This is a genomic window from Bacillota bacterium, assembly GCA_040757205.1.
Lineage (GTDB): Bacteria > Bacillota > Desulfotomaculia > Desulfotomaculales > Desulforudaceae > Desulforudis.
Window position 1 is genome coordinate 79,414 of the sequence record JBFLXL010000009.1, and the last position, 13,267, is coordinate 92,680.

General features: G+C 62.9%; 8 protein-coding genes and 1 rRNA gene. 8 read left to right on the forward strand and 1 reads right to left on the reverse strand.

Annotated elements, in window-relative coordinates; genetic code table 11:
* Positions 1–5 precede the first annotated feature (5 nt).
* The 5 genes from AB1402_07935 to AB1402_07955 are packed head-to-tail and all read left to right on the forward strand — an operon-like array spanning position 6 to position 7,737.
* Complete coding sequence (locus AB1402_07935) at positions 6–2,531, forward strand: DUF3656 domain-containing protein (protein MEW6541526.1); 2,526 nt, start codon at positions 6–8, stop codon at positions 2,529–2,531.
* Positions 2,532–2,534: 3 nt separating this feature from the next.
* A complete protein-coding gene (locus AB1402_07940; GenBank protein ID MEW6541527.1) occupies positions 2,535–4,889 on the forward strand; it encodes an endonuclease MutS2 in 2,355 nt (784 codons plus the stop codon).
* Between the two features lie 21 nt (positions 4,890–4,910).
* Positions 4,911–5,774, forward strand: a complete 864-nt coding sequence (locus AB1402_07945; GenBank protein ID MEW6541528.1) for an ARMT1-like domain-containing protein — start codon at positions 4,911–4,913, stop codon at positions 5,772–5,774.
* Positions 5,767–6,522 carry an ABC transporter ATP-binding protein gene (locus AB1402_07950; protein ID MEW6541529.1) on the forward strand — a complete coding sequence of 252 codons (756 nt, stop codon included), beginning with the start codon at positions 5,767–5,769 and terminating at the stop codon, positions 6,520–6,522. Before AB1402_07945 ends, AB1402_07950 begins: the two co-directional genes overlap by 8 nt.
* Positions 6,523–6,552: 30 nt before the next feature.
* Positions 6,553–7,737, forward strand: coding sequence for a SufD family Fe-S cluster assembly protein (locus tag AB1402_07955; GenBank protein MEW6541530.1), 1,185 nt, complete (start codon positions 6,553–6,555; stop codon positions 7,735–7,737).
* A gap of 185 nt (positions 7,738–7,922) precedes the next feature.
* Here AB1402_07955 and AB1402_07960 read toward each other — a convergent pair whose 3' ends face one another.
* On the reverse strand, positions 7,923–10,271 hold the full coding sequence (locus tag AB1402_07960; protein MEW6541531.1) for a penicillin-binding protein 1A: 2,349 nt from the start codon (positions 10,269–10,271) through the stop codon (positions 7,923–7,925).
* Positions 10,272–10,486: 215 nt separating this feature from the next.
* Between AB1402_07960 and tyrS the strand changes: the two genes are divergently transcribed.
* The 3 genes from tyrS to AB1402_07975 all read left to right on the forward strand — a co-directional run.
* The gene (tyrS, locus tag AB1402_07965) at positions 10,487–11,719 is read left to right on the forward strand and encodes a tyrosine--tRNA ligase (protein MEW6541532.1); all 1,233 of its coding nucleotides are present in this window, start codon (positions 10,487–10,489) and stop codon (positions 11,717–11,719) included.
* Between the two features lie 77 nt (positions 11,720–11,796).
* Positions 11,797–12,468 carry a sporulation protein YunB gene (gene yunB / locus AB1402_07970; protein MEW6541533.1) on the forward strand — a complete coding sequence of 224 codons (672 nt, stop codon included), beginning with the start codon at positions 11,797–11,799 and terminating at the stop codon, positions 12,466–12,468.
* A gap of 314 nt (positions 12,469–12,782) precedes the next feature.
* Positions 12,783–13,267, forward strand: a 16S ribosomal RNA gene (locus AB1402_07975); the annotation flags it as partial.

A 13,267-nucleotide genomic window follows, 5' to 3' on the forward strand; every position in this document is an offset into this window, starting at 1 on the left:
TAGAAATGCCCGGGCCGGAGCTGCTGGCCCCAGCCGGCAATTGGGACTCGCTGACGGCGGCCGTCCAGAACGGAGCCGATGCCGTCTACCTGGGCGCCACCACGTTCAGCGCCCGCCAATCCGCGGCCAACTTCGAACCGCTGGAACTCTCCCGGGCGGTGGACTACGCCCACGTCCGGGATGTGAAAGTATACGTAACCGTAAACACCCTGGTGTCGGACCGGGAACTGGGGGATGCCGCCCGGTTGCTCGGTTTTTTGTACAACACCGGGGTGGACGCTGTTATCGTCCAGGACCTGGGGCTGATGCGGCTGATTACGGACCTGATTCCGGGCCTGACCGTGCACGCCAGTACCCAGACCACCGCGCACAACCGGCCCACGCTTGAGTTGTTCAAGGAACTGGGTGTCCGGCGCGTGGTGCTGGCCAGGGAACTGACCCTGGACGAAATCGCCGGCCTGAAGCGGGAGACCGGGATGGAGGTGGAAGTCTTCGTCCACGGAGCTCTCTGCGTTTCCTATTCCGGGCAGTGTCTCTTCTCGAGCCTGGTTGGGGCCCGGAGCGGCAACCGGGGCCGGTGCGCCCAGCCCTGCCGCCTCCCGTATGTGCTGCACCGGGACGGGGAGCCGGTTGCCGTGGAGTCGCCGGGACGTTATCTCTTGAGCCCTCGGGACCTGAACCTCGCTGGCCGGCTTCCGGAATTGATCCGGGCCGGGGTGGACGGGTTGAAAATCGAGGGGCGAATGCGCCGCCCGGAATACGTGGCCACCGTGGTCCGGGTGTACCGGACGCTTCTGGACCGTGCAGCCGCTCACGCTTTCGAAATCACTGACGAGGAGCGGCGGGAGTTGCTCCAGGTTTTCAGCCGCGGCTATACGGCCGGCTATTGTTCCGGCCGGGTCGGCCGGGCGCTCATGGCTTACACGCGGCCGAGTCACCGGGGTCTGGCTGTGGGCCGGGTCCTGCGTTACCAGCCGGACACGGGCGCGGCGGCAATCGCGCTGGAAGAGCCGTTGCGGCTGGGGGACACCGTTGAGGTGTGGGTGACCAAAGGCGGCCGGATATCGATACCGGTGCGGGAAATGAAGGTGAACGGCCGGCCGGTGGAAGAGGCGTCCGGAGGAATTGAGGTTTCTATCCACGTGGGCGGTCGTGTAGGGTCGGGCGACCGGGTCTTCAAAACGGTGGATGCCCGGCTGGAACGCCGGGCCCGGGAGAGTTTCGCCTCGGGACGGGAAATAAAAAGTATCCCCCTGCGGTTTGAAGTCCGGGTGCGCGAGGGTGTCCCCCTCGAGCTTAAGGTCACCGACCCCGGAGGCATTTCGGCCGGAGTGCGGGGCAAGGTGGCGGCCGTCCGGGCCGAGAAACGGCCGCTCACCGCGGCGTTTCTTGAAAAGCAGCTCAACCGGTTGGGGAATACCCCGTTCGTTCTGGGGGAACTCGAATGCCGGATCGAAGGGGAGATCATGCTCCCCGTAAGCGACATCAACGAGGTCCGGCGTGAAGCCCTGGAATTGCTGGCCGCGGCGAAAGCGGCCCGGAGCAGGCCGGCGGTGCCGGTCACCTGTGACCTGGCGGACCGGATTGAACCTTATCTCCGGGCCCGCGCGGCCGGTCACCGTCAGGCCGACCCAAGGCCGACCCTATTGTCCGTAACCGTAGGGGCGCTGGACGGAGTCCGGGCGGCTGCCGGGGCCGGGGCGGATGTGGTATACTTTCCGGGGGAAGGTCTGGGGTCGCCCGGTTTTCCCGGGACGGAAGAGATCAGTGAGGCGGCGGCGGTGTGCCGCCGGCACGGCGCCGACCTGTTCCTGTGGCTGCCCCGAATCCTGAGGGACCGGGAAAAGCCCCGCTGGAAACGCCTGCTGGAGGCGGCCGAGGCGGCCGGGGCGTCCGGAGTGCTGGCTGGAAACCCGGGAGTCTTCCGGATGGCCGGCGCGCACCGGCGGGTGCTGGCGGATTTCCCGCTGAACATTTTCAACAGTTTGACCGTGTCCCTTTGCGCCGGGCTGGGAGCCGCCGGGGTGACACTGTCCCCCGAACTGACCCTGGAACAAATCCGGGAGATGACGGGCAAGGCCCGGGTTCCGGTGGAGGTCCTGGTGCACGGCGCCCTGCCGGTGCTGGTCTCCGAATACTGCGTTGTGGGCGGGGTGCTTGGCTCCGGGGATGGGAACGGGTGCTCGGTGGCGTGCCGTTCCGGACGTTTTGCCCTCGAAGACCGTTTGGGCCTCTCGTTTCCGATGGGCGTGGACCACGACTGCCGGATGCACGTCTTTAATGCCAAGGACCTTTGTGTGGTTGACCAGGTACCGGAGCTGATCCGGTGCGGAGTGGCGGCGCTCCGGGTGGAAGGTCGGCCCCACGACGCCGCTTACGTCGACGGCGTGGTCCGGATCTACCGGGAAGTCATCGATCTCTGCCGGACCCGGGGCCCGGATTGGCGCATACCTTCCTACTACCGGGAACGCCTGGAGCGGCTGAGTCCCCAAGGGCTGACTACCGGACACTATTTTCGCGGGGTGCTCTAAGAGTTGACGGTGGCGTGCGAAAAAACACTGAGCCGGCTTGAATTTGACAAGGTCCTGGAGCGTTTGGCCGGACAGACCCTCTCCGCCCTGGGGCGGGAACGGGCGGCGGCATTGAGGCCCGCGGCGGACCTTGACGTGGTGCGCCGTTTCCAGGCGGAAACGGAGGAAGGTCACAATATCCTGCGGCTGGAACCCAACGCTGATTTCGGCGGCTGGTACGACGTCCGGGAACCGGTGCACCGGGCGGCGCGGGGTCAGGTCCTGGACGGGGGGCTCCTGTTTCAGATCGGACAAACGCTGGGTGCGATCCGGACCCAAAAGAAATTCTTCACCGACCGCCGGGAACGCTACCCGCTGCTGGCCGGCCTGGCCGGCACGATGCCTGTGTTCCCGGAGCTTGAAAAACGGTTGGTGAAGAGCATCCTGCCCGGCGGGGAAGTGGCCGACGGGGCGTCCGCCCGTCTGGCCGACTTGCGCCGCCGCCTCCAGGCGGGCCGCCTTCAGGTGCGGGAGCGTCTGGAGCGCCTGGTCCGCTCGCCCGCGCAGCAGAAGTACCTCCAGGAACCGATCATCACCATCCGGGAGGGCCGTTACGTGGTCCCGGTAAAGATTGAATTCCGCGGTCAGGTGCCCGGCCTGGTGCATGACCAGTCGGCCAGCGGGGCCACCCTGTTTGTGGAGCCGATGGCCGTGGTCGACAAGAATAATGAACTCCGGCGGCTTGAGGCGGCCGAGAAACAGGAGATACTCAAGATACTGACCGAGCTGTCCGCGGCGGTGGCTCAGGCCGCCGAAGAGATCCTGCCGGCGGTGGACCAACTGGGCCACTTTGATTTTGTACTGGCCAAGGCCCGCTTGAGCCGCCAAATGGCGGCCGTGCCGCCCCTGTTGGCAGACGGGGCAAGCCTTTCGTTCAGTCGGGCCCGGCACCCCCTGATCCGTGAAAACGTGGTGGCGGTCGACGGGCGCGTGGGCCTGGATTTCGACCTGCTGGTGCTGACCGGGCCGAACACTGGGGGCAAGACGGTGGTCCTAAAGACCATCGGCCTCCTGGTGCTGATGGCGCAGTCGGGCCTGCACGTGCCCGCCTCATCCTGCGCGGTCGGGGTCTTTGACCGGGTATTCGCCGATATCGGCGATGAACAAAGCATCGAGAACTCCCTGAGCACGTTTTCGTCCCACATGGCCAACCTGGTGGGCATCATCGGGGAAGTCGGGGCGAAGAGCCTGGTGCTGGTCGACGAATTGGGCACCGGTACCGATCCGACCGAAGGGGCGGCGCTCGCCCAAGCGATTCTGGATGAACTCCACCGCCGGGGGACGCGGGGGGTGGTGACGACCCACTACGGGGAGTTGAAGGAGTTCGCCACGGGACGGGACCGGGTGGAAAACGCCAGCGTCGAGTTTGACCTGGAGACCCTCGAACCCACCTTCCGCCTGATCACCGGGCGGCCGGGGCGGAGCTACGCCTTCGAAATCGCCCTGCGCCTGGGGATGCCGGAGACGATCGTTTCCGGGGCCCGTAGCTTCCTGGCGCCGGAGCAGCGGCAGACGGCCGAACTGCTGCGGCGGTTGGAAGAGACCCGGCAGGAGGCCCAGCGCCGGCTGGAGGCGGCCGGGCAGGAGGCCCGTGAGGCGTCGGGCTTGAAACAACGTTACGAGGCCGAACTGGCCAGCCTGTTGGATAAGAAGGCGGCGATCAAGGAACGTGCCGTTCTGGAGGCGCAGGAACTGATCCGGCAGGTGCGCCGGGAGAGCGAGGAAATCGTCCGGGAATTGCGCCGGCAAATCAACGCGGGCACGAACCGGGAAAAGGAACAGGCCATCCAGCAGGCCCGTTCGGGCATCGACCGGCTGGGCGCCGTCCTGCCCGATCCGGCGGTACCGGAGACGGTGGAAGGGGCACCGGAGCGGCTGGAGGATGGGGAAGCGGTTTTCATCCTGCGTTTCGGCCAGCAGGGCGTGACCCTTGGTCCTTCCCGGGACGGTGAGGTGCAGGTGCAGGTGGGTGCCGTCAAGGTGAACCTGCCGCTGGCCGAGGTGCGCCGGAGTGTTTGTGCCCCCCGGAGCGTGCCTCCCGCCGCCGGAACAGTCATGGTGCAAAAGACACGGGACGACGTGCGAATGCAGTTGGACTTGCGCGGTCTGCGGGCTGAAGAAGCGTTGGCCGAACTGGAGAAGTACCTGGACGAAGCGTTTCTGGCCGGCCTGCCGCGGGCGTACATTATTCACGGGTTGGGCACCGGAGTGCTCAGGGCCGCGGTCCAGAACCACCTGAAGGGCGACGGCCGCATCCGGTCGTTCCGACCGGGTGACCGGGGCGAGGGCGGTCTGGGAGTAACCGTGATTGAGTTTTGAGCGATACAGGTTGTGAGAGTTGTGCGCCCGGCGCAGGAGTGTTATAGTTGTCTGGCAGGCCTGATCCAAAAGACGGCTGAATTGGGTACGCCCGACCAGAACCGGCGCGCGCGCGCGGTCCGGGACGGTTTGGCGGTCCTCGAACGGGATTTTGCCCGGGGCCGGATTCCCACCCAGATCGCCGGTGAAGCGCAGCGGGTGGTCAGACGGGTCACCGGCAACCCGGACCCGTTCCAAGCGGTCAAAGAACGGGAAATGGCCGTGGCCGCACGGCTCATCGGCAGCCTGCGGGACCGGTTTACCAATGACCTCGCCGGACTGATGCGGTTGGCGGTACTGGGAAACGCGGTGGATTTCTTCCGGGAATTGGACGAGGCCGAATTGGCCCGGCCGGTTCCGGTGGAATTATTCCGGGACGAAGTCCGCGCTTTTGCACGAAGGCTGGGTGAGGCGCGGCAAGTGCTATACCTGGCCGACAACGCCGGCGAACTGTACTTTGACTATCCGCTCTTCAGGTTTCTGGCCCAACGGGCATCGGTCACTTACGTGGTCAAGGATGGGCCGGTGCAGAACGATCTTACCGCGGGCGACCTTGCGCGGGCAGGCTTTGGCCGGCGAATGCCGAAAATAATGACTACGGGCACCGACACTCCCGGAGTGGACCTGGAGCTGGTTTCGCCCGGCTTCCGGGACGCTTTTGCCGGGGCCGACCTGATCCTGGCCAAGGGGATGGGCAACTATGAAACCCTCTCCGAAACGGCTGTTCGAAACCGGGTGTTTCACCTGCTGATGGCCAAGTGTGACCCGGTGGCCAGGTCGCTGGGAGTGCCCAAGGACAGTTTTGTAGCCGCTTTCGGCGGCAAAGGAGGTGGACCCGATGCTTGAGGTTCAAGACCTTACGGTGTCCGTCGACGGGAAGATCATTCTGGACCAGATGGATTTGACCATCAATCCGGGTGAGGTCCACGTGCTGTTCGGCCCCAACGGGTCGGGCAAGTCCACGCTTTTGGGCACGCTCATGGGATTTGAGCGTTTCAAAGTGCTTAACGGACGGATAATCTTCAAAGGGGAGGACATTACCTATCTGCCGGTGTACGAACGGGCCAGGCTTGGGATCGGCCTGTCTTTCCAGCGTCCGCCGACTATCAGGGGTCTGACCATGCGGGATATGGTGGGGATTTGTTCCCACGGCGAGGCAGACGCGGATCAATTGGCCGAGCGCTTGAATTTTTCCCGCTTTCTCGACCGGGAGGTCAACCATGGTTTTTCCGGCGGGGAGCTGAAGCGGTCGGAACTCCTGCAGCTTTTGGCCCAGGATCCGGAATTCTTGATGTTGGACGAACCTGAGTCCGGCGTGGACGTGGAGAATCTGGCTCTGGTGGGCACCACCATCAACCGGCTCCTGGACCGCGACGTTCCGGACGCAAACCACCGGCCGCGCAAAGTCAAGCGTGAGCAGAGACACAAGGCGGGCCTGGTGATTACCCACACCGGCCACATCCTGAATTACGTCAACGCGGACGTGGGCCACGTGCTGTACCAGGGCCGGCTGTCCTGTGAGGGCAACCCGCTGGAGCTTTTCAGGTGCATCCAGAAGGTCGGTTACGGCGAGTGTGTGCGGTGTGTGTTCTAGTCCTCCAACTCTAGGACGGGGAGATAAGCGATGCCGAAAACAGAAAGACTGACGCCTGACAAGTTTAAGCACCAGGCGAAGGAACACGCCTACGCGGACGCCTTGGGGTCGCCGGACCTCGCCGGGCTGTTTGACGCCGGGCGCCTGCTGGAGACCGGCGTGGTGCTGGGGAACGAGGCCAAACGGGCCGGCACGTTTTTGCAGGCGGACCACTCGCTGGTACACGCCGCCGTGCACCAAGAAGGTCTGGAGGTGCTTAGCACGGACCAGGCCCGGGAGCGGTACGACTGGGTGGACCAGGAATACCGGTGGAAAATGGTGCCTCCGGATGCGGACGAGTACACCAGGCATGCCTATCAGTACGCCCGCCACGGGTATTTCATCCGGGCCCTGGCCGGCGCAGTCGCCACCTATCCGCTTCAGGCCTGTCTTTATATCGCTCAGGAGGGTCTGGCCCAGGCGGTGCACAATATCATCATCGTCGAAGAGGGCGCCGAACTCAACATCATCACCGGCTGCGTCAGTTCCCGGGAAGTGAAGCACGGAATGCACATCGGCATATCGGAGTTCTACGTCAAAAAGAACGCCAAGCTGACCTTCACCATGATCCATAACTGGGCCGAGAAAATGCACGTTTTCCCCCGTAGTGCGGCCCGGATCGAAGAGGGCGGGACTTTCTTGCAGAACTATGTCTGTCTGGTGCCGGTGGCTTACCTGCAGATGAACCCGGCGCTGTACCTGGCTGGACGGGGGGCGCTGGTCCGCTCGAACACCGTTTTGGTGGGTACGCCGGGAAGCTTCATGGACGTGGGTTCCCGGGTCTTCTTGCAGGCACCGGAGGCCCGGGCCGAAGTGATCGCCCGCACGGTGACCACCGGCGGCGACGTAATCAACCGGGGCCGCCTGGTGGGCGAGGTGCCGGGAGTGAAAGCCCACTTGGAGTGTCATGGCCTCCTGCTAACCCCTCGGGGTCTGATCCACGCCATTCCCGAGCTGGAAGCCCGGGTGGAGGGCGCGGAGATGTCCCACGAAGCGGCTGTCGGCAAGATCGCGCCGGAGGAGATTGAATACCTCATGGCCCGCGGACTGGACGAGGACGAGGCCAAGGCGACCATCGTCCGCGGCTTCTTGAACGTAAAAATGGAAGGGCTGCCGCAGGAGCTTCAGTCCCGCATCGACGAGGCCATCAAACAGAGCCAGGAGAGCATTATGTAAGGGGTGCAGGGGTCAAACCTTTCCGAGGACGGATTGAAGCCCCGGGAGAGTAGAGCAGTCTTCCGGGACCTTGTTTTGTACGTCTGCTTTCACCAGGTGCATCGACACAACAGCATGAGACCTGCTGGGCAGCGGTAGGTCAAACCGGAATAAGGCGCAGACCCTGGTGTCAGAATCTTCTACAACTAAGAAACTAAAGGTCTGACCCTTTGGGATCGGCCGCGGTTGCTTCCGGGGAGAATTACAGGCGGGCGCAGTTCATCATCCTCGGCCCCGGCACCGGGTTGGTCAGGGGCGGCACCGGGTTGGTCGGGCCGCTCGCCGCCATTCGGCGGCCAAAAGTCCGGGGGCGGTCCGAAGACGGTGTCCCGGTCGTGCAAAGCGCACGTCTCTGTCGGTACGCGCAGGTCATAGTCCTTGACCGTCTCGGGTACTTCATAGCCGACATCCACCATCACCCTGGTGATGCGGTCCGGGCAGTACCTCCCGGCCAGCCGGCCGGTTGTGGCGCAGATCTCAACCAGGACGTGGACATCGTCGTTGTCAGTGGGCACGGTCCCGCGCGCAAAGATGTCGGTCACCCGGTGGTCCGGCGGGGTGAGCGGTCCCGGCTTAAGACCCGACTTGCTATCCACCGTGGCGATCACGATCCCGGGCGGTTGCGGGAAGTTCCGGACCGGTGCGCCCGCAAGCGCTTTGGTCATGACCTGGCGCCAGATCGCGGCCGGATGACCGCCGCCGACGGAACCGCGCGGCAGGGGGTCCTTGTGGTTGTCGTGGCCCATCCACACCACGCCCACCAGATTCGGAGTGTAGCCGCAGAACCAGATACTCGTTTCGCGATCGGTCGTTCCGGTCTTGCCGGCCACCGGCCGGTCGGCGAGCTGCGCTCTTCCCCCGGTGCCGCTGGTGACGGCGGTGCGCAGCATGTCGGTGATCAGGTAGGCGGTGGTCGGTTTCATCGCCTGAGTCTTCACCGGGATATGCTCCTCCAGGAGTCGGCCTCGAACGTCTTCGACCCGGGTGATCGCCGTGGGTTCAACGTACACTCCCTGATTGGCGAAGGCGCCGTAGGCACCGGCCATTTGCAGCGGCGTAACCCCGTTGGTTAGGCCGCCCAAGGCGATGGCCAGGTTGTGCCGGTCCGGTTCGAGGGTGGTGATGCCGAGTTTTCCGGCGAAGTCCACGGCACGGGACGGCGTGACCGCTTCCAGAGTTTTTACGGCCGGGATGTTTACCGAATAGGCCAGAGCGGTGCGTACGGTGAGCAGGCCCCGATAACCGCCGTCATAGTTCTTGGGGGTCCATTTCGGGTATCGGACCGGAATATCATCCAGCACGGAAGCTGGTGCCATCCCAAGGTGTTCGATGGCCGGGCCGTAGGCGATAATCGGCTTGAAGGCCGATCCGGGCTGGGGCTGGGTGCGCGTGGCGCGGTTCCACTGCCGCAACTGGGTGTGCTCCCGCCCGCCAACGATGGCCTTGATGTAACCGTTGGTCGGGTCGAGCACCACCATGGCGGCCTGGGGCTGCAAGACGCCGTTGTCGTCCCTCTTGGTCGCGGGATAGTTGTTCTCGTTGGTCAGCGCCTCTTGGGCCGCCTGCTGTATTTTGGGGTCGATCGTGGTGTAGACCCGCAGTCCTTCTTTGAAGACCTTGACCTCGCCGTACTTGTCCACCAGGATGTCGGTGACGTGGTCCACGAAATGGGGGTAAGGATAGCGCGGTGCGGGGTTGTCGCCCGTGGCCGGTCTTCCCAGTTCAATGGGCTTCGCCTTGGCCTCCTCGGCTTCTTCCCGGCTGACAAATTCGTAACGCCACATCAGGTCCAGGACGGTGTCCCGCCGGTTGACGGCCGCCTGCAGATCACGGTAGGGTGAGTAGATGGAGGGCCCTTTCGGCAATCCCGCGAGAGTGGCCGCTTCGGACAGGTCAAGTTCAGACACCGACTTGCCGAAGTAAGTCCGGGCCGCCGCTTCAATTCCGTGGGCTCCTTCGCCGAAGTAAACCCAGTTGAGGTACATCTGGAGGATCTCATCCTTGGCGTAGTGCCGTTCAACCTGGATGGCCAGAAAGGCTTCCTGGATCTTGCGTTTCAACGTTTTATCGGGGCTCAAAAAGATGTTCTTGACCAACTGCTGGGTGATGGTGCTCGCGCCCTGCTCTCCGAAGCCCCCGGTCACATTGGCCCAGACCGCGCGGGCGATGGCGCGCGGGTCCACCCCGTAGTGCTGGTAGAAACGAACGTCCTCTGCCGCCAGGAAGGCTTTCTTCACGTTCGGCGGTATGTCCTCGATATCCACGGTGATCCGGTTTTCCAGGCCGATCTCGGTTACCGGATTGCCGTGAACGTCAAAAATCAGGGTGGCGTTGTTGGGCTGCAGGGCTGCCGGGTCCCAGGTGGGAAGATCCTTCAAACTGACCACCACCAGGCCGAAGGCCGCCAAACCGCCAAGGAGCATTCCCGCGGCCACCAGTACGACAAAAAGGCGAAACCAATTCAACCGCCGTCCTTTTTCCTTCTTGCGGGGCATAACGGTCCTCCTCGCCAGTTCTTCAAACCGGCCTTGGTTACTTTTCTGCATTATATCACAAGCAATTTCCGCATTGTCACCAGGTCCGCGACAAAGGGGTCATCCTGAATAATCCATCGGGCAGGGAAAGAGGTGGGGTGAGGAGAAGGTGTCAACAGGACAAGCTAATATTTGTGGAAGACAGATACTACTGCCGGTGGGGGTTTAAAAACCGCATGTCGGAGTTGGAGAGACAACTGGAAATCATCAAAAGGGGCGCGGTCGAGATCATTCCTGAGGAGGAACTGAAGGAAAAACTCCGCCGTTCCCTGGCCGCCGGGCGGCCTCTGCAAGTCAAGCTGGGGCTTGACCCCACAGCCCCGGACATTCATCTCGGTCACACCGTGGTGCTGCACAAGCTCAGGCACTTTCAGGATTTGGGCCACCAGGTGACGTTGGTGCTCGGCGACTATACGGCCCGGGTCGGTGATCCTTCGGGCAAGACCGAAACCCGGAAGCCGCTGGCCGGGGAAGAGGTAATGGCCAACGCCCGCACCTATGAAGCCCAGGTCTTCAAGATTCTCGACCCCGACCGCACCCGGGTCCGCTTTAACAGCGAGTGGCTGGCCCCGCTGGACTTCGCCGCCGTGCTTGAACTGGCCTCCAAGTACACCGTGGCCCGCATGCTGGAGCGCGACGACTTCGCGAAGCGCTTCCACGGGGGCTTGCCGATCAGCATTCACGAATTCTTCTATCCTCTGATGCAAGGCTATGATTCGGTGGCGCTCAAAGCCGACGTCGAGCTGGGCGGCACCGACCAGAAATTCAACCTCTTGATGGGCCGGACGCTCCAGAAGGAATACGGCCAAGAACCTCAGATTGCGTTGACCACCCCTCTCCTGGAGGGCCTGGACGGGGTCCACAAGATGAGCAAGAGCCTGGGCAACTATATCGGCATTGCCGAACCGCCCCGGGAGATGTACGGCAAACTGATGTCGCTCGCGGACGAGCAGATGCCCCGCTATTTTGAACTGGTGACGCCCGTTTCGCTGGAGGAACTGCGGGCCCTGAAAGCAGGCCTCGAGGCCGGGTCGGTTCATCCCCGGGACGCAAAAATGCGCCTGGCGCGCACCGTGGTGGCAGTCTATCACGGCAAAGAAGCGGCCGACGCAGCGGGCACGGAGTTCCGAAAAGTATTTCAGCAACGGGAGCTGCCCACCGATATTCCCGCCTTCTCCGTGCCGCCCGAGGTGCTCACCGGCGGCCGGATTTGGCTGCCCAAGCTGCTGGTGCTGGCCGGGTTGTCCTCGAGCACGAGCGAGGCGCGCCGGCTGATCGGGCAGGGCGCCGTCAAGATCAACGAAACGAAAGTCGCGAACGCCGACACCGAGATTGAACCGGTCAGTGATTGGATCATCCAGGTCGGAAGACGCAAGTTCGTGCGGCTGATGTTGAATCGGGAAACGTAACTTGGGCGGGCGGGGCACATTTTCGGCTCCTCTTGGGCATATGCTGACTATAGTGCAGGTCGAAGGGGGAGAGGGAAGTGTTCCGAAAGCGCAGGAACTGCCCGGTTCGCTGCCTGCTCCTGGCGGCCGTCGTGGTTCTCACGGTGCTTGCCTTCGAGCGGACCCTTTTCCCAACCATCCTGGACATTGCCAAGGCGCGGGCGGTGCAGACGGCGGTTAACACCGTGAACGGTGCCGTCCGCGAATACCTGGGCCGGAGCGGGATCGACTATCAGGACCTTGTCCGGCTGCACCTGGATAACAACGGGCGCATCGTGATGATGCAGGCCAATACGCTTAAAATCACGGAACTGGCCGCCGAGTTCGCGCTGGCCTCGGAGAGCGCGATGGTCGGGCTCGAACGCCAAAGTTTCACGATCCCGGCCGGCCAGGTGCTCGGCAGCCAACTCCTGGCGACTTATGGGCCGGGCATACCGGTGCGCATCATCCCGGTTGGTGCTGTAAGAGTAAACATGGTGGACCGGTTTGAGGCGGCGGGGATTAACCAGACGCGCCACCGCATTTACCTGGACCTGGATACGTACGTCCGGATCGCGGTGCCGTGGCAACAAACCGAAGTGCAAATCGCCACCCGGGTGCCCCTGGTCGAGAACATTATCGTCGGCGAGGTGCCGGATACCTTTGTCGCTTTGGATGGGGGACTTTTGGGCGCCGGGCTTTTCAAGATGGCCGAAAGCGCCGGCCGCTAGCGCATAGCGCATATAGTTGTGCGCGGTCATACATTAATAGATACTAAGGAACGCGAGAGAACCGTAGCGGGGCGCAAGAGAACCTCAGCGGGTATGGTGAAGAACATCCCCGTGAGTGTTGACACTCACTTTGCGCATATGCTATATTTAGACTTGCTCGGGAGGTACGGTAATAATTCCTCGAGTTCCAGAAAGCAGTAGTTGACTCAGCCCTTCCCGAGTGATAGAATGAATCTTGTTGCGCCGATCAACGGCGCGCAGGCAAGCGGTCTTTGAAAACTGAACAGTGGTGAATTAGGTAAGGTTTTGAGCTATTTATGGAGAGTTTGATCCTGGCTCAGGACGAACGCTGGCGGCGTGCCTAACACATGCAAGTCGTGCGGGAGTAGAAGTCAGAGTTGAGGGGTTGAAAAGAGTTGAAAAGAGCGGAGATTAAAGATGAAAGGCATTTGCGGAAGCAAAGGCCGTCGAGTCCGACCTCTGACCTCTGACTTCTATTCCAGCGGCGGACGGGTGAGTAATGCGTGAACAATCTACCGTCAAGACTGGGATAACACCGGGAAACTGGTGCTAATACCGGGTAGTTTCCACTGGCGGCATCGTTGGTGGAGGAAAGTCGGCCTCTTTGCAATGCCGGCGCTTGGTGATGAGTTCACGTCCCATTAGCTTGTTGGGGGGGTAACGGCCCACCAAGGCGACGATGGGTAGCCGGCCTGAGAGGGTGGCCGGCCACACTGGGACTGAGACACGGCCCAGACTCCTACGGGAGGCAGCAGTGGGGAATCTTCCGCAATGGGCG